This is a genomic window from [Erwinia] mediterraneensis (assembly GCF_900604315.1).
Lineage (GTDB): Bacteria > Pseudomonadota > Gammaproteobacteria > Enterobacterales > Enterobacteriaceae > Pantoea > Pantoea mediterraneensis_A.
In genome coordinates this window covers 3,612,478-3,628,581 of sequence record NZ_LR026978.1, presented here as the reverse complement: position 1 = coordinate 3,628,581, position 16,104 = coordinate 3,612,478, and the positions used below count along the sequence as shown (strand labels likewise).

Here is a 16,104-nt window from a genome sequence, read left to right as displayed (position 1 = left end):
TGTTAAAATGTGCGCCATTTTGCACTACCCTGAGGATGTTATGTCTGCCCGAATTTTAGCGCTGGACACGGCGACGGAAGCCTGTTCCGTGGCCCTGATGAATGGCCAGCAACGGGATGCGCGCTTTGAAATCGCGCCGCGCGACCACACGCAACGCATTTTGCCGCTGGTTAATGAACTGCTGCAGGCGCAGCAACTGACGCTTACCGCGCTCGATGCGCTGGCTTTTGGCCGCGGCCCCGGCAGTTTTACCGGTGTCCGTATTGGTATCGGTATTGCCCAGGGCCTGGCGCTGGGTGCCGGACTGCCGATGATCGGCGTTTCGACACTGCTGACCATGGCGCAAGGCGCATGGCGTCGTCAGGGTGCTACCCGGGTACTGGCGGCAATCGACGCGCGTATGGGAGAAGTCTACTGGGCGGAATATCAACGTGACGCCCAGGGCTACTGGCAGGGCGAGGTCACGGAAAGCGTCCTGAAGCCGGAAGCCGTGCTGGCGCGTCTGCAGGCGCTGGGCGGTGCCTGGACCACGGTGGGAACCGGCTGGCAGGCGTATCCGCAGTTGCAGCAGGGTCATGCGCTGACGCTGACCGCCAGCGACGTTTTGCTGCCGGCCGCCGAAGATATGCTGCCGCTGGCGCTACAGGCCTGGGAAGCGGGTGATACGGTTACGCCGGAGCATGCAGAGCCAGTCTATTTGCGTAATGAAGTGACCTGGAAAAAGCTGCCGGGCCGCTGACAGACACGCAACTAAATGCTTTCCGCTCAGTCTAACAGGAGAACAAAGGAGAGGTTTATGTCAAAACGTCCTAAAGGAACTCACGGCCTCCTGTTAGCAGTGGCGCTGCTGCTTGGCGGCTGTGTTTCCGTGCCTGATACCCTCAAAGGTAGCTCTCCGCTCCCGCAGCAGGATCTGTTACGCGTGATGAATGCACCACAGCTCTATGTCGGCCAGGAATCCCGTTTCGGCGGAAAAGTCGTCAGGGTGACCAATCTTAACGAGGTGACCCGTCTCGAAATCGCCACGCAACCCCTGGATGAGCAGGCGCGGCCCCGTCTGGGCAGCGCCTCGGTGGGACGTATCTATGCTGATATCCGCGGCTTTGTGGATCCCCTCAATCTTAATAACCAGTATGTCACCGTCCTGGGCACCATCAAAGGCAGCGAAGTTGGCGAGGTGGGGCAGGCGAACTATCGCTTTATCGTCATCGATGTGAAAGGTTATCAGCGCTGGCGCATGGTGAAACAGGTTGTGGCACCGCCGCAGCCGATGATCGATCCCTGGATCTGGTCCGGCCCCGGGCGTCACCGTCACGGTTACTGGGGACCCAATCCTTACTGGGGAATGTACAGTTCCGGCCCGGCACGGGTCGAAACCATCTTAACGGAATAAGGCACGCTGCTGAGGAAAAGCAAGCCATACTGGCCTGGCCGTGACCTGCACGACCGGGCCATTTTATTGCCAGCTTAAAACCACGTCCTGCGGGCGTGGTCATCAATACGTTTTGGCTCTGCCTTATCGTCTCTGGATTTGAATCTTACGGAACAGGCAGAGACTGCTTTTTAAGGTTTTTGGTACACCCCTATGGGGTGCAATCAAAGCCGCCTTCTATGAAGGCGGATTTTTACTGGCGCACTGCTGCGGCGTAAAATTTAGTGATGTGCTTCGCAACCTGAAACGGCGCTACCGATCATACTGGTACAATCAGTTAATATAATGTTAAAAAACGGTCAGCAGGGGTAGCGATGGCAATAATAAATAAATCCTGGAGTGATTCCTTGAATAAGGTTTGGCTGAAACGTTATCCGGCAAATGTACCTGCCGAGATCGATGCGGACCGTTATGACTCATTAATCGATCTGTTTGAACAGGCTGTGGCGCGTTACGCTGACCGACCGGCCTTTGAAAACATGGGCCAGCAGATGAGCTACCGCGAGCTTGAAACCCAAAGCCGGGCCTTCGCCGCTTATCTGCAACAGGAACTGCAGTTGAAAAAGGGGGATCGCGTTGCGCTGATGATGCCGAACCTGCTGCAGTATCCGGTGGCCTTGTTTGGCGTGCTGCGTGCCGGCCTGGTGGTGGTGAATGTTAACCCGCTCTACACGCCCCGTGAACTCAAACTCCAGCTCAATGACAGCGGCGCCAGCGCCATTGTGATTGTTTCCAGCTTCGCGCATACGCTGGAAAAGGTGCGGGCAGAAACGCCCGTTAAACATGTGATTCTGACCCATATGGGCGATGCGCTGGCACCGCTCAAAGCCACCCTGGTCAATTTCGTCGTAAAATATGTCAAAAAGCTGGTGCCGGACTATCAGCTGCCCGGCGCCATACCTTTTCGCCGCGTGCTGCAGCAGGGCAGGCAGCTGCGTTATCAGCGTCCGGATATCACCAACAGCGACCTGGCCTTTCTGCAATATACCGGTGGCACCACCGGTCAGGCCAAAGGCGCGATGCTGACCCATCGTAATATGCAGGCCAATCTGGAGCAGACCAAAGCGACTTACGGCTCCCTGCTGCGCGACGGTAAGGAGTGTATTGTCACCGCGCTGCCGCTTTATCATATTTTTGCCCTGACGGTGAACGGGCTGTTGTTTCTCGAGCTGGGCGGCCATAACCTGCTGATCACCAACCCACGCGATATTCCTGCGTTTGTGAAGGCGCTGAGTAAATTTCCTTTTACTGCTATTACTGGCGTGAACACCCTGTTCAACGCGTTGCTGAATGAGCCGAAGTTTCATCAGCTCGACTTTTCTACCCTGCGTCTTTCGGCAGGGGGTGGCATGGCGGTGCAAAAAGCGGTAGCGGAGCGCTGGGAGAAGCTCACCGGCCACTATCTGCTGGAAGGTTACGGCCTGACCGAGTGCTCGCCGCTGGTATCGGTGAACCCGTATGATATTACCTGCCACACCGGCAGTATCGGCTTACCGGTGCCGTCGACGGATATCCGTATTATCGACGAGCAGGGCAATGAGGTGCCGGAAGGTGAGCCGGGCGAACTCTGCATCCGCGGCCCGCAGGTGATGCTCGGTTACTGGCAGCAGCCGCAGGCCACTGAGGAAGTGTTAAAAAATGGCTGGCTCAGGAGCGGTGATATTGTTACCGTTGACCATGAAGGTTTTATCCGTATCGTCGATCGTAAAAAAGATATGATTCTGGTCTCGGGCTTCAATGTCTACCCGAACGAGATTGAAAATGTGCTGATGCTGCACCCCAAAGTGCGCGAGGCTGCCGCCATCGGCGTACCCAGCGATCTTTCCGGCGAGGCGGTGAAAGCCTGTGTGGTGAAGAAAGACCCGTCGCTGACGAAAGAAGAGCTGCTCGAGCACTGCCGTCGCCAGCTTACCGGCTATAAAGTGCCTAAAATTATTGAGTTTCGCGATGATCTGCCCAAAACCAACGTGGGCAAAATTTTACGTCGCGAACTGCGTGATGAAGCGAAAGCCGCACTGCGCTGATCGCGTCTGGCAACACAGGTTGAACGCCGGTACTGACCGGCGTTTTTATTGCCAGCTTAAAACCACGTCCTGCGGGCGTGGTCATCAATAAGTTTTTGGCTCTGCCTTATCGTCTCTGGATTTGAATCTTACGGAACAGGCAGAGACTTCTTTTTAAGGTTTTTGGTACACCCCTATGGGGTACAATCAAAGCCGCCTTCTATGAAGGCGGATTTTTACTGTTTTCAACATGGAGCGCTGCGCGTAGTTTGCCGCAGTGAAAATATCTGAACGTGAATTATTCCTTGATCGATAATGACGCCAGACTGGCCGAAGTCTGCCTGGCGGCGCGCCAGTATCAGAGCGTTGCGCTGGATACAGAGTTTGTTCGCACCCGTACCTACTATCCGCAGCTTGGCCTGATCCAGCTGTATGACGGCGAACAGCTGACGCTCATCGATCCGCTGCCCATCAGCGACTGGTCACCTTTTGTCGATTTACTCACCGATACCCGTGTCACCAAGTTTCTCCATGCGGGCGGGGAAGATCTGGAAGTCTTCCTGCACCGCTTCAGCGTACTGCCACAGCCGATGGTGGACACGCAGATTCTGGCGGCTTTCGCCGGTCAGCCGCTCTCCTGGGGATTTGCCTCTATGGTGGCGCATTTTCATCAGGTGCAACTTGACAAGAGCGAAGCGCGCACCGACTGGCTGGCGCGTCCGTTAACCACCCGTCAGTGCGAATATGCCGCTGCGGATGTGGCCTGGCTGCTGCCCATCGCCCACAAGCTGATGGCGCAGGCGCAGGAGGCCGGTCATCTGGCGGCCGCGCTGAGTGAGTGTGAAACCCTCTGTCAGCGTCGCCTCGATATTCAGCAGCCGGAAGAGGCCTGGCGTGACATTACCAATGCCTGGCAGCTGCAACCGCGTCAGCTGGCGGCGCTGCAGCGTCTGGCGGCCTGGCGCTTAAGACTGGCGCGAGAAAAGGATATGGCAGTCAATTTCGTGGTGCGCGAAGAGAATCTCTGGAAGGTGGCGCGTTTTCTGCCGGGTTCTCTGGGGGAACTGGATCATCTGGGCCTCTCAGGGCATGAAATCCGCTTCCACGGCAAGACGCTGCTGGCGCTGGTGGCCGAGGCGCAGGCGCAGGAAGAAGGCACGCTGCCAGCGCCGCTCAGTAATCTGGTGGATCAGCCGCACTATAAGCAAAAGTTTAAGGCGATTAAAGCGCTGGTGCAGCAGGTGAGTGAGCAAACGGGCTACAGCCAGGAACTGCTGGCGTCACGTCGGCAAATCAATCAGGTTTTAAACTGGTACTGGCAATTAAAACCGCAGATGCGTATGCCGGAATTGCTGACAGGATGGCGTGGCGAGCTGTTGAAAGCGGGCATCGATCAGTTACTGACCAGCGAATAAAAGCCCGACGGGCAATTTCCCCTGCTACAGCGCAGGGGAATTTCAGGATATGCAGAGCGTCATTTCGTCACTTCTTCTGTTTCCGGTAGCGTTACGTTCAGCTCCAGAATCGAAATATCATCACCTTTCTGATCGAGCTGAACGGTGACCATATCAGGGTCAATTTTGACGTATTTACAGATCACTTCCAAAATGTCGCGCTTGAGCTGCGGAAGATAGTGGGGCTCATTATCGCCCCTCCTGCGTTCTGCCACGATGATCTGTAGCCTTTCCTTGGCAATGTTGGCAGTGTTCTTCTTCCGGGATAAAAAGAAATCGAGTAATGCCATGGTTTATCCCCCGAACAGGCGTTTCAGGAAACCCTTCTTCTCTTCTTCAATAAAGCGGAAGGGGCGTTCTTCGCCGAGCAAGCGGTCTACAGTGTCAGCATAGGCTTTACCCGCATCGGATGTTGTGTCCAGGATCACCGGTTCACCCTGGTTAGAGGCGCGCAGTACCGATTGATCTTCCGGAATCACGCCAACCAGTGGAATACGTAAAATTTCCAGTACGTCTTCCATACTCAGCATGTCGCCACGATTAACGCGGCCAGGGTTGTAACGGGTGAGCAACAGATGCTCTTTTACCGGCTCGGCGCCAGTTTCAGCGCGGCGGGATTTTGAAGCGATAATCCCCAGAATACGGTCGGAGTCGCGAACCGAGGAGACTTCCGGGTTGGTGGTGATAATAGCTTCATCCGCAAAGTAGAGCGCCATCAGCGCCCCGGTTTCAATTCCGGCCGGAGAGTCGCAGACCACGAATTCAAAATCCATCGCGTTGAGATCGTTCAGCACTTTCTCCACGCCTTCGCGTGTCAGTGCGTCTTTATCACGTGTTTGTGATGCGGGCAGGATGTAGAGCTGCTCGGTGCGTTTATCTTTGATAAGCGCCTGATTCAGCGTGGCGTCACCCTGAATCACATTGACAAAGTCATAAACCACACGGCGTTCGCAGCCCATGATCAGATCAAGGTTACGCAGGCCGATGTCAAAATCGATGACAACCGTTTTTTTGCCTTTTTGCGCTAAACCGGTGGCGATGGCCGCGCTTGACGTGGTTTTGCCAACGCCCCCCTTACCTGATGTAACTACAATGATGCGTGCCATAAATGTTGATTTCCTTAACGAAAGAAAAGGGGCCTAAATTAATGTCTGAATGGTAAGGGCGCCGTCTTTAAGGTACAGGCGCGCCGCCTTACCGAAAAACTCCGCCGGTATCTGATCCATGATCCAGTATTCGCCTGCGATCGAGACCAGTTCTGCGGCGAGGTTCGTGCAGAATATCTGGCAGTCGCGATCGCCGCCGGCGCCAGCCAGCGCGCGACCACGCATCATGCCGTAAATATGTATATTGCCATCCGCCACCAGCTCGGCACCGGCACTGACGCTGCTGGTGACGATTAAATCAGCATTGCGGGCATAAATTTGCTGCCCTGAGCGTACCGGCGTGGTGACGATACGGGTTTTGGTGGCCGGCTCTGGCGCTGCGGCTGCCGGTGCGTCCGGCGGCGCAGCCTCTTCGCTGCGTTTTTTTGCTTCTTTACCTTCAGAAAGGACCGGCAAGCCCGCTTTCACGATCATGCGCTTCAGGCTTTCATCTTTACAGCCGCTGACGCCAACAATACGCAGCCCGGTTGACGCCACGGCCTGCTGCAGCTGCTTCCAGTTCACGTTGCCGCTCAGCCCGGCCACGTTTAACACTACCGGGGCGTTTTTCAGAAAGTCGGGAGCCTGCTCGATTTTGTCCAGGAGCGCCTGACGAATCACCTCGGGCTGCGAATGATGCAGATGAACTACAGACAGGGTAAAACTGCTGCCTTTGAATTCGATTGGCGTTTGCGACATCTGTCCTGACTCAGTCCTGTTGTCTTTACCGTCTGATAAGCGCTGATAAAATCGCCATTTATACCAAAACGGTGAATATTCGAAGTACTGCAAGCATGTTATAGTTACTGCTATATTCAGGCAAGTCACCACCCCAGTTAATTCGAGTAAAAAATATGTTTTGTGTGATCTACAGAAGTCCACTCCGTGACCAGACTTATCTTTATGTTGAAAAAAAAGACGATTTCTCGCGCGTCCCTGAAGAACTGATGAAAGGTTTCGGTAAACCTCAGTTAGCTATGGTGTTATCGCTGGATAAGCGTGACAAGCTGGCTGGCGCGGATATCAATAAAGTGAAGCAGAATTTAAGTGAAAAAGGCTTTTATTTACAGCTGCCGCCTCCGCCAGAAAGTCTGCTAAAGATTCATCTGGAATCAGTTAAAAAAAGTTAATTCGGATTCATCTGTAAATATTATCTGCTGGCTTCTGACTGGTAATGAAATAGGTAGCGAAAACGTTAACTGAATATAAAAGGTGATCGGCATGAAGCATTCTGCATTGCGTCTTCTCTTTTTATCGCTACTGTTAACGGGTTGCGCTGCCAGGAGTCATCAGACGCAAGCCCCGATCCCCGCAGCGGAAAAACCGGCCCCGACCACGCAACGTCTTTCTGAACAGGGGCGCGATCCGGCGCAGTTTCCTGCCTACGTCGAAACATTACGGGCAGAGGCGCGGGCGCAGGGCATCTCCGACGCCGTTATCCGTGAAGCCTTCGCACAAATCCATTTTGTCGATCACGTTATCCAGGCCGACCGTAATCAGCCAGAACAGCAAGTGACGCTGGATGATTATCTGGCGCGCGTGCTGAGTACGGAAAAAATTGCGCGCGGCAAAACCCTGCTGGCGCAATACCAGCTGCCGCTAAAGAACATCGGCCAGCGCTATGGCGTTGAACCCGCCGTTATTGTGGCGCTTTGGGGCGTAGAGAGTCAGTATGGTGAAATTCAGGGCAAAGAGGATATCGTCTCGGCGCTGGCGACCCTGGCCTTTGAAGGGCGCCGCGAAGCCTTTTTCAAAAAAGAGCTCTTTTCTGCGCTGCGGATGATCCAGCGCGGAGCCATTGACGCCAGCAGTATGAAAGGCTCCTGGGCTGGCGCGATGGGGCAAAACCAGTTTATGCCCGGCTCCTATCTGACCTACGGTGCGGATGGCGACGGCGACGGGCGAATCGATATCTGGAACACGCCTGACGATGTGTTTGCTTCCAGCGCCAACTACCTGGCACGGCAAGGGTGGCAGCGCGGGCGGCACTGGGGCAGCGAAGCCAGCTTGCCCGAGCGCTTTGACAGCGCGCTGGCGGGCACGAAGAGAGCGCAGGGGAAAACAGTGGCGCAATGGCAACAGCGCGGGGTAAGTGCGCCTGCGAACCGGCTGGCTGCCGCGCAAACCGCCTGGATCGTACTGCCGGACGCGGGCACCGGGCGGGCGTTTATGGTTTCTGACAATTTCCGCACACTTCTGCGCTGGAATCGATCTTATTATTTCGCTATCAGCGTCGGCATGCTTGCTGATGCCATCGCACAATAAACGCGCCAGTCGCTGGCGTTACACTCAATGGAAAGCAGGGGAACAGCATGTATCAGCATCGTAACTGGCAAGGCGCTCTGTTGGACTATCCGGTCAACAAGGTCGTTTGTGTGGGAAGTAACTATGCCAGGCATATTAAGGAAATGGGTAGCCAGACGCCGACCGAGCCCGTGCTTTTTATCAAGCCGGAAACGGCGCTTTGTGACCTGCGACAGCCGTTGTCGATTCCAGACGCCTTTGGGGAAGTGCACCACGAAATTGAACTGGCGGTGCTGATTGGCGCCACGCTGAAGCAGGCAAGTGAAGAGCATGTGACGCGCGCCATTGCCGGCTACGGTATTGCGCTCGACCTGACGCTGCGTGACCTGCAGGCCGGGCTGAAGAAAGCGGGACAGCCCTGGGAAAAAGCCAAAGGTTTTGACAACGCCTGTCCGCTGTCAGGGTTTATTCCCGTGGGGGAGTTCAGCGCCGATCCACAAAATGTGGAGCTGAAGTTAATGATCAATGGTGAGGTCCGCCAGCAAGGCAACACGGCAGATATGATTTATAAAATTCTGCCGCTTATTGCCTGGATGAGCCGCTATTTTACCCTGCGCGCCGGTGACGTGGTGTTGACTGGTACACCGGAAGGCGTCGGTCCGTTGCGTTCCGGCGATGCGCTGGAACTCTCGCTGGCGGGACACGGTATCAGCACGCGCGTACTCTAAAGCTTGCATCAGCGCACCTGAGGCTTTATAAGGTGCGCTTTGTTTTCAATGCGGAACAGCAACATGACCGAGACCCCTTTCTGGCAACATAAACGCCTTGAGCAAATGAACGATGAGGAATGGGAATCCTTGTGTGATGGCTGCGGGCAGTGCTGTCTGAATAAGCTGCAGGATGCCGATACCGATGAAATCTATTTCACCAACGTCGCCTGCAATCAGCTCAACATTAAAACCTGCCAGTGCCGTAACTACGCACGCCGCTTTGAATATGAAGAAAACTGCATCAAGCTGACGCGTGAAAATCTCACCACCTTTAACTGGCTACCGCGCACTTGTGCCTATCGTCTGCTGGCGGAAGGGAAAAGCCTGCCGGCCTGGCATCCGTTGCTCACGGGCTCGAAGAACGCGATGCATGCGCAGCGTATTTCGGTACGCTATATCGCCGTGCGCGAAAGTGAAGTGCGCGACTGGGAAGATCACATCATTGATCCCCCGGACCGTAACGGCTGAAGAATCAGGGCAGGAAAGAAGGGCCGGCAGCTCAGCGGCAGGCCCTGTGTCAGAGGGTTTAGCGGGAAAAGAGATCACGCCGTTTGGGCTTAAACGGCTGCGCGATCAGCACCAGCAGGGCCACCATCAGATAGGCAGCAAAGATGATCATCATCCACTGCGGCATGGTCAGGGTCAGAAAGCTCCAGCTACGCTCGGCACAGTCGCCACTGGCAACAAACACCGACGGCAGCCACTTATCCAGCGGTAACCAGCCAGGAAAGCGGGCGGCAAAATCACAGGTGACAAAGGGATTGGGATGCAGCTGCAGATTGGTGTGTTCATAAGCGAGCCGTACACCCTGCCAGGCGCTGACCAGCCAGGCGGCTAGTGCCAGATAGCGCAGGGGGGATTTCGGCGCAATTGCACCCAGGATACCTGCGCCCATCACACCAAACAGCGCACAGCGCTCATAAATACACATTACGCAGGGTTTCAGCATCATGACATGCTGAAACCAGAGCGCCACCAGTTCGAGTATCAGCGCCGTGACCGCCATCAGCAGCCAGGCTCCGCGTCCGCGCGAACACTGGTTCAAAAATCGCAACATAGCCTTTTCCCTGTTGTCGTTAATGTTTCGCAGTGTAAACCAAAAGCGAAGCCGTGCCAGCCCGGCTTCTGAAAAAAATCATCTAAAAAAATGACTTAAACCTGATCCTGCTTAATGTACTACAGGGTTCAGGGCTGGGCGATCCAGCCCTGTTGCATAAAATACTCTGTAGCGGGTATCAGGGTATATTCAATACAGAACAGTCCCACCAGCGTCAGTACCAGCGTAAAGGGCAGCGCCATCCACACCATACGGCCATAAGAGAGCCGGATCAGCGGCGCCAGCGCTGAGGTCAGCAGGAACAGAAATGCTGCCTGGCCGTTAGGGGTTGCGACAGAAGGCAGGTTAGTGCCAGTGTTAATCGCCACCGCCAGCAATTCAAACTGTTTCGCATCAATCACGCCGCTGGTAAAGGCGTTTTTTGCTTCATTGATATACACCGAACCGACAAAGACGTTATCGGAGATGGAGGAGAGCAGGCCGTTGAAGACATAAAACCAGGTCAGCTGAGCGCCAGGTTCCGCCTGCAGTACAAAGTGAATCAGCGGGCTGAAGAGACTCTGATCCACAATCACCGCTACCACGGCAAAGAACACCGCCAGCAGGGCAGTAAAAGGCAGCGCTTCGGTAAAGGCTTTACCGATGGTATGCTCATCAGTAATGCCGCACAGCGAGGTTGTGAGAATAATCACCGACAGGCCAATCAGGCCCACTTCAGCCAGATGCAGACCCAGCGCCACAATCAGCCAGATGCCAATCGCACCCTGAATCCACAGGGCGATCCACTCCTGACGCGTACGCTGCCCGGTGGATTGACGGTCAAAGTCCAGCAGGATGGTACGTACTTTCTCCGGCAACACTTCCCCGTAGCCAAACAGTTTAAAACGCTCCACCAGCACACAGGTCAGCACGCCGCAGAGCAACACCGGCAGCGTCACCGGCGCCATACGCAGGAAAAAGGAGATAAAGTCCCATTCTGCTGCCTTGGCGATAATCAGGTTTTGCGGTTCGCCTACCATGGTCATTACGCCGCCCAGCGCGGTACCGATACCGGCCTGCATCATCAGGCTACGCAAAAACGCACGGAATTTTTCCAGCGTGGCGCGATGTTCTTCCTGAATATTCTCATCGCTGGCGGTTGCCTCATCGGATTTCTGGCTGGAGGCTACGCGATGGTAAATACCATAAAAGCCGGTTGCGACGCTGATCACCACGGCGATCACCGTCAGGGCATCCAGGAAGGCGGAGAGGAAGGCGGCGGCGAGACAAAAAGCGAGACTCAGCACCACTTTAGATCGAATGGAAAGCAGCAGGCGGGTGAAGACAAACAGCAGCAGCTGCTTCATAAAAAAGATGCCCGCCACCATAAAGATCAACAGCAGCAATACTTCCAGGTTCGCGGCCAGCTCCTCTTTGACCTGTTCTGCGCTGGCCATGCCGATAGCAATCGCTTCCAGCGCCAGCAGACCGCCCGGCAGCAACGGATAACATTTCAGTGCCATCGCCAGGGTAAAGATAAATTCAACCACCAGCAGCCAGCCGGCGAGAAAAGGGCTGACGAAAAAAAACAGCAGGGGATTAAGCACTAAAAAGAAGAGTAGTGTCCCTTTATACCAGTTCGGCGACTTGCCGAGAAAATTACGGCTAAACGCCGCGCCGTATGAAATTTCCATCTGTGTAGCTATCCTCATAAACTGAGTTTTTAAAATGTGCTGCAAAGGGTAAACGTCAGCGCGCACCCAGGCAATCATTCTGCGCGCGGAATTGCGCCTGCGTTGTTTTTTGCGGCATGGCGCGCTTTAAATCTCCGGCAGGCTATATCCATTTCTGACCGTCTGGTATGATGAGTGCAAATTACGATTAAGAAAGCGACGAGAATAAAACGTTATGGTGATCAAGGCGCAGAGCCCTGCGGGATTTGCTGAAGAATATATTATAGAAAGCATCTGGAACAGCCGTTTTCCCCCCGGATCGATTTTACCCGCTGAACGTGAGCTTTCTGAATTAATTGGCGTTACGCGAACCACGCTGCGTGAGGTGCTGCAGCGCCTCGCCCGTGATGGCTGGCTGACCATTCAGCATGGCAAGCCGACGCGCGTGAACGATTTCTGGGAAACCTCCGGTCTGAATATTCTGGAAACCCTTGCCCGTCTCGACCACGACAGCGTACCGCAGCTGATTGATAATCTACTCTCGGTGCGTACCAATATCGCGTCAATTTTTATTACGCGCGCCTTACGCCATTATCCTGATAAAGCGCGTCCGGTGCTGGAAAATACCGTTGCCGCCGATGAACAGGCGGAAACCTATACCGAGATCGACTATCGCGTTTTCCGTGGGCTGGCCTTTGCTTCCGGCAATCCCATTTACGGGCTGATTCTCAACGGGCTGAAAGGGCTCTATACGCGAGTAGGACGTCACTACTATTCCAATCCGGACGCGCGTGAACTGGCGCAGAAGTTCTATCAGCAGCTGCTCTGGTTGTGTGATAATAACCCCGGCAAAGAACAGATTGTCGAGGCGGTGCGTGACTACGGACGTCGTAGCGGCGAGATCTGGCACAGCATGCAAAAATCGATGCCAGAAGATTTAGGCAGCAAGCGTTAATAAAAAACCGGACCTCAGGTCCGGTTTTTTGTTTTACAGCGCCGACCCGCGCGAGGGGCAGCGCTCCAGCAACTCCACGCTGCCATCATCGTTCTGCTGCTCCAGGTTAACATCAAAACCCCACAGCCGGTGAACATGCTTCAGCACCTCGCGACGACTTCTGTCCAGCGGCGCGCGGTTTTGCGGCACGTAACGCAGCGTCAGAGAGCGATCGCCACGCAAATCGACGTTATACACCTGAATATTAGGTTCCAGGTTACTCAGGTTGTATTGCGCAGAGAGCTGCTGACGAATCGCACGATAACCCGCCTCATCATGAATCGCGGCAATCTCCAGATAATTGTTGCGGTCGTCATCCAGTACGGTAAACAGCCGGAAATCGCGCATAATTTTGGGAGATAAAAACTGGCTGATAAAGCTCTCATCTTTAAACTCACGCATGGCAAAATGCAGGGTTTCCAGCCAGTCTGAACCCGCAATATCCGGGAACCAGTAGCGATCCTCTTCGGTGGGGGACTGACAGATGCGTTTAATATCCTGGAACATGGCAAAACCCAGCGCGTAAGGGTTAATACCGTTATACCAGGGACTGTTATAGGGCGGCTGGAACACCACGTTGGTGTGGCTGTGCAGGAACTCCATCATAAATCGTTCCGTCACTTTTCCCTCATCATAAAGATGATTGAGGATAGTGTAGTGCCAGAAGGTCGCCCAGCCTTCATTCATCACCTGCGTCTGTTTCTGCGGATAGAAATACTGACTCACCTTACGCACGATGCGCAAAATCTCACGCTGCCAGGGCTCCAGCAGCGGGGCATTTTTTTCCATAAAGTAGAGCAGGTTTTCCTGCGGCTCAGAGGGATAGCGCGTCGCTTCGACCTGCACCGTCTCTTTTTCCCTGCGCGGCAGGGTGCGCCAGAGCGTATTCACCTGGCTCTGCAGATACTCTTCCCGGCTTTTTTGCCGCGCTTTCTCTTCCTGCAGCGAAATCTTTTGTGGGCGTTTGTAGCGGTCAACACCGTAGTTCATCAGCGCATGGCAGGAGTCAAGCAGGCGCTCCACTTCCTCCACGCCATAATGCTCTTCGCATTCAGAGATATAATTTTTGGCAAACAGCAAATAGTCGACGATCGAGCTGGCGTCAGTCCAGCTACGGAACAGATAGTTATTTTTAAAGAAAGAATTATGGCCGTAACAGGCGTGCGCCATCACCAGCGCCTGCATGGTCATGGTGTTCTCTTCCATCAGATAAGCGATGCAGGGATTGGAGTTGATCACAATCTCGTAAGCCAGCCCCTGTTGACCATGTTTATAACGCTGTTCAGTCTCGATAAATTTTTTGCCGAATGACCAGTGCGCATAATTGATCGGCATGCCGACGCTGGAGTAGGCGTCCATCATCTGCTCAGAGGTGATGACCTCAATTTGATGGGGATAGGTATCGAGGCGGTAGAGTTTGGCAACGCGGTCAATCTCTTGCAGGTAGACATCCAGCAGGTCAAAAGTCCAGTCAGGTCCATCACTGAGTCGTTTGCTGTCCTTAATGGGATCGTCAAAGATTGTCGTCATAGCGCACCTCTGTTATGCAAACAGGCCTGGCCCGACGGGCATAGCCTGTTCCGGTTATTTAAGGCTTCATCCTGAGAAAGAGAGCCCAAAGAACTGAGCGAACACTTCAATGATAGTCCACTCTGATCTATCTGAAACCGGAACTCAAATGAATTCTGCCACAGAAAATCATTCAAACCGCGGACTGCGTAAATTTAATAGTGTGATATGTTGATTATTTTATTAATAGTAATATATGCATCTGCTAACCCATCTCTGTCGGGACACTAATTGATTCTCCTGAAAAAAGTTCATTTAACTGCTTTCAGCCTGATTAACCGCTGAGAAATAATTTTTTGCCATAAAAAATACTGAATTTTACTCAGCGCTATGATTTTAGTTACCCGTTGAGTAAAAAAGATGTGAAATGGTTGTCTGGAAAAAAGGGTAATGAGGCCTGATTCGTTCATGCTGCTCATGGTGGAATGAGCAGTGAATTATGCTTTTATTAATGGCGATGGGGTTGATATGCGCATTGTGATTCTTGGAAGTGGTGTAGTTGGCGTGGCGAGTGCGTGGTATCTGGCGAAAGCAGGACATGAGGTCACCGTCATTGACCGCCAGTCTGGCGCCGCGCTGGAAACCAGCGCCGGCAATGCCGGACAGATTTCACCCGGCTATGCTGCGCCCTGGGCGGCACCTGGCGTTCCGCTGAAAGCGATTAAGTGGATGTTTCAGCGTCATGCTCCGCTGGCGATTCGCCTGGATGGCAGCCGCTTCCAGCTGGAATGGATGTGGAACATGCTGCGCAATTGCGATATGCGTCATTATCAGGAAAACAAAAGCCGTATGGTGCGTATTGCCGAGTACAGCCGTGACTGCCTGAAAGCGCTGCGTGAAGAAACCGGCATCCGCTATGAAGATCGTCAGGGAGGAACGCTGCAGCTGTTCCGCACCGCACAGCAGTATGAAAGCGCCAGCAAAGACATCGCGGTGTTGCAGGAGGCGGGCGTGCCTTATGAATTGCTGGAGGCGAGTCAGCTTGCCAGCGTTGAGCCTGCGCTGGCGGCGACCCAACATAAGCTCACCGGCGGCCTGCGCCTGCCCAATGACGAGACCGGCGATTGCCAGCTGTTTACCCAGCGTCTGGCTAAAATGGCTGAGCAGGCGGGCGTCACGTTCCGTTTCAATACCCGGGTTGATCAGCTGCTGCGAGAAGGCAATCGTATCTATGGCGTGAAGTGCGGCGAAGAGATCGTCAAAGCGGATGCCTATGTGGTGGCTTTTGGCTCCTATTCGACTGCGTTGCTGAATCACATTGTGGATATTCCGGTATATCCGCTGAAAGGCTACTCGCTGACCATTCCGGTGAAAAACCCGGATGCGGCACCGGTCTCTACGGTGCTGGATGAGACCTATAAAGTGGCGGTTACCCGCTTCGATAACCGTATCCGTGTTGGCGGTATGGCGGAAATCGTCGGTTTTAACACCAAACTGTTACCGGCACGCCGTGAAACACTGGAGATGGTGGTGCGTGATCTCTATCCTGAAGGCGGCCATATTGAGCAAGCCACGTTCTGGAGCGGTCTGCGCCCCATGACGCCAGACGGTACGCCGATTGTCGGACGCACTCCGCTCAGCAACCTTTATCTTAATACTGGCCACGGTACGCTCGGCTGGACAATGGCCTGTGGTTCTGGTCAGCTGCTGGCCGACGTGATATCCGGACAGAAACCGGCAATCGCAGCCGACGATCTGTCAGTGCTGCGTTATCTGCCGGGTTTTGACTATCAGGCTTCACCGTTGCGTAACGCCAACGCGACCCGTTAAGCATTCAGGGAGAA

General features: G+C 54.2%; 16 protein-coding genes. 10 read left to right on the top strand and 6 right to left on the bottom strand.

Annotation, left to right across the window (positions count from 1 at the left end):
• Window positions 1–40: 40 nt before the first annotated feature.
• The 4 genes from tsaB (at window position 41) to rnd (ending at window position 4,850) form a co-directional block, all read left to right on the top strand.
• Window positions 41–739, top strand: a complete 699-nt coding sequence (gene tsaB / locus E0E17_RS17085) for a tRNA (adenosine(37)-N6)-threonylcarbamoyltransferase complex dimerization subunit type 1 TsaB (RefSeq protein ID WP_130835193.1) — start codon at window positions 41–43, stop codon at window positions 737–739.
• Window positions 740–796: 57 nt separating this feature from the next.
• Window positions 797–1,393: a Slp family lipoprotein gene (locus E0E17_RS17080; protein ID WP_130835192.1), complete on the top strand. Its 597-nt coding sequence runs from the start codon at window positions 797–799 to the stop codon at window positions 1,391–1,393.
• A gap of 386 nt (window positions 1,394–1,779) precedes the next feature.
• Window positions 1,780–3,456: a long-chain-fatty-acid--CoA ligase FadD gene (fadD, locus tag E0E17_RS17075; RefSeq protein WP_130835191.1), complete on the top strand. Its 1,677-nt coding sequence runs from the start codon at window positions 1,780–1,782 to the stop codon at window positions 3,454–3,456.
• Between the two features lie 272 nt (window positions 3,457–3,728).
• Window positions 3,729–4,850 carry a ribonuclease D gene (gene rnd, locus E0E17_RS17070; RefSeq protein ID WP_130835190.1) on the top strand — a complete coding sequence of 374 codons (1,122 nt, stop codon included), beginning with the start codon at window positions 3,729–3,731 and terminating at the stop codon, window positions 4,848–4,850.
• A gap of 59 nt (window positions 4,851–4,909) precedes the next feature.
• On the opposite strand, the gene minE is transcribed toward rnd, so the two are convergent.
• From minE to minC, 3 genes are read right to left on the bottom strand one after another with little or no spacing between them, the layout of a single operon-like run.
• Window positions 4,910–5,179: a cell division topological specificity factor MinE gene (gene minE / locus E0E17_RS17065; protein WP_130835189.1), complete on the bottom strand. Its 270-nt coding sequence runs from the start codon at window positions 5,177–5,179 to the stop codon at window positions 4,910–4,912.
• A gap of 3 nt (window positions 5,180–5,182) precedes the next feature.
• Window positions 5,183–5,995, bottom strand: a complete 813-nt coding sequence (gene minD, locus E0E17_RS17060; protein ID WP_130835188.1) for a septum site-determining protein MinD — start codon at window positions 5,993–5,995, stop codon at window positions 5,183–5,185.
• 33 nt (window positions 5,996–6,028) lie between these two features.
• Window positions 6,029–6,733 (bottom strand): septum site-determining protein MinC, encoded by a 705-nt coding sequence (gene minC / locus E0E17_RS17055; protein ID WP_130835187.1) that lies wholly within the window; start codon window positions 6,731–6,733, stop codon window positions 6,029–6,031.
• 155 nt (window positions 6,734–6,888) lie between these two features.
• Here minC and E0E17_RS17050 point away from each other — a divergent pair, with 155 nt between their 5' ends.
• The 4 genes from E0E17_RS17050 to ycgN all read left to right on the top strand — a co-directional run bounded on the left by E0E17_RS17050 (window position 6,889) and on the right by ycgN (window position 9,516).
• Window positions 6,889–7,164, top strand: coding sequence for a YcgL domain-containing protein (locus E0E17_RS17050; RefSeq protein WP_130835186.1), 276 nt, complete (start codon window positions 6,889–6,891; stop codon window positions 7,162–7,164).
• A 91-nt stretch (window positions 7,165–7,255) separates the two neighbouring features.
• The gene (locus E0E17_RS17045) at window positions 7,256–8,299 is read left to right on the top strand and encodes a lytic murein transglycosylase (RefSeq protein WP_130835185.1); all 1,044 of its coding nucleotides are present in this window, start codon (window positions 7,256–7,258) and stop codon (window positions 8,297–8,299) included.
• A gap of 47 nt (window positions 8,300–8,346) precedes the next feature.
• Window positions 8,347–9,006, top strand: coding sequence for a fumarylacetoacetate hydrolase family protein (locus tag E0E17_RS17040; protein ID WP_130835184.1), 660 nt, complete (start codon window positions 8,347–8,349; stop codon window positions 9,004–9,006).
• A 63-nt stretch (window positions 9,007–9,069) separates the two neighbouring features.
• On the top strand, window positions 9,070–9,516 hold the full coding sequence (gene ycgN, locus E0E17_RS17035; RefSeq protein ID WP_130835183.1) for a cysteine cluster protein YcgN: 447 nt from the start codon (window positions 9,070–9,072) through the stop codon (window positions 9,514–9,516).
• Window positions 9,517–9,574: 58 nt separating this feature from the next.
• On the opposite strand, the gene dsbB is transcribed toward ycgN, so the two are convergent.
• Together dsbB and nhaB are read right to left on the bottom strand one after the other, a co-directional pair.
• Window positions 9,575–10,105 carry a disulfide bond formation protein DsbB gene (dsbB, locus tag E0E17_RS17030; protein WP_130835182.1) on the bottom strand — a complete coding sequence of 177 codons (531 nt, stop codon included), beginning with the start codon at window positions 10,103–10,105 and terminating at the stop codon, window positions 9,575–9,577.
• 128 nt (window positions 10,106–10,233) lie between these two features.
• On the bottom strand, window positions 10,234–11,778 hold the full coding sequence (gene nhaB / locus E0E17_RS17025) for a Na(+)/H(+) antiporter NhaB (protein ID WP_130835181.1): 1,545 nt from the start codon (window positions 11,776–11,778) through the stop codon (window positions 10,234–10,236).
• Window positions 11,779–11,992: 214 nt separating this feature from the next.
• Here nhaB and fadR point away from each other — a divergent pair, with 214 nt between their 5' ends.
• Window positions 11,993–12,712 carry a fatty acid metabolism transcriptional regulator FadR gene (gene fadR, locus E0E17_RS17020; RefSeq protein WP_130835180.1) on the top strand — a complete coding sequence of 240 codons (720 nt, stop codon included), beginning with the start codon at window positions 11,993–11,995 and terminating at the stop codon, window positions 12,710–12,712.
• A 33-nt stretch (window positions 12,713–12,745) separates the two neighbouring features.
• Here fadR and E0E17_RS17015 read toward each other — a convergent pair whose 3' ends face one another.
• Window positions 12,746–14,281 carry a SpoVR family protein gene (locus E0E17_RS17015; RefSeq protein ID WP_130835179.1) on the bottom strand — a complete coding sequence of 512 codons (1,536 nt, stop codon included), beginning with the start codon at window positions 14,279–14,281 and terminating at the stop codon, window positions 12,746–12,748.
• A gap of 507 nt (window positions 14,282–14,788) precedes the next feature.
• Between E0E17_RS17015 and E0E17_RS17010 the strand changes: the two genes are divergently transcribed.
• On the top strand, window positions 14,789–16,090 hold the full coding sequence (locus tag E0E17_RS17010; protein WP_130835595.1) for a D-amino acid dehydrogenase: 1,302 nt from the start codon (window positions 14,789–14,791) through the stop codon (window positions 16,088–16,090).
• The last annotated feature ends 14 nt before the right edge of the window (window positions 16,091–16,104 follow it).

Bases quoted from the DNA above. Each gene is read 5' to 3' on its own strand.
- tsaB (WP_130835193.1), top strand. From the start codon at position 41: ATGTCTGCCCGAATTTTAGCGCTGGACACGGCGACGGAAGCCTGTTCC.
- E0E17_RS17080 (WP_130835192.1), top strand. From the start codon at position 797: ATGTCAAAACGTCCTAAAGGAACTCACGGCCTCCTGTTAGCAGTGGCG.
- minE (WP_130835189.1), bottom strand. From the start codon at position 5,179: ATGGCATTACTCGATTTCTTTTTATCCCGGAAGAAGAACACTGCCAAC.
- minD (WP_130835188.1), bottom strand. From the start codon at position 5,995: ATGGCACGCATCATTGTAGTTACATCAGGTAAGGGGGGCGTTGGCAAA.
- minC (WP_130835187.1), bottom strand. From the start codon at position 6,733: ATGTCGCAAACGCCAATCGAATTCAAAGGCAGCAGTTTTACCCTGTCT.
- E0E17_RS17050 (WP_130835186.1), top strand. From the start codon at position 6,889: ATGTTTTGTGTGATCTACAGAAGTCCACTCCGTGACCAGACTTATCTT.
- E0E17_RS17045 (WP_130835185.1), top strand. From the start codon at position 7,256: ATGAAGCATTCTGCATTGCGTCTTCTCTTTTTATCGCTACTGTTAACG.
- E0E17_RS17040 (WP_130835184.1), top strand. From the start codon at position 8,347: ATGTATCAGCATCGTAACTGGCAAGGCGCTCTGTTGGACTATCCGGTC.
- ycgN (WP_130835183.1), top strand. From the start codon at position 9,070: ATGACCGAGACCCCTTTCTGGCAACATAAACGCCTTGAGCAAATGAAC.
- dsbB (WP_130835182.1), bottom strand. From the start codon at position 10,105: ATGTTGCGATTTTTGAACCAGTGTTCGCGCGGACGCGGAGCCTGGCTG.
- nhaB (WP_130835181.1), bottom strand. From the start codon at position 11,778: ATGGAAATTTCATACGGCGCGGCGTTTAGCCGTAATTTTCTCGGCAAG.
- fadR (WP_130835180.1), top strand. From the start codon at position 11,993: ATGGTGATCAAGGCGCAGAGCCCTGCGGGATTTGCTGAAGAATATATT.
- E0E17_RS17015 (WP_130835179.1), bottom strand. From the start codon at position 14,281: ATGACGACAATCTTTGACGATCCCATTAAGGACAGCAAACGACTCAGT.
- E0E17_RS17010 (WP_130835595.1), top strand. From the start codon at position 14,789: ATGCGCATTGTGATTCTTGGAAGTGGTGTAGTTGGCGTGGCGAGTGCG.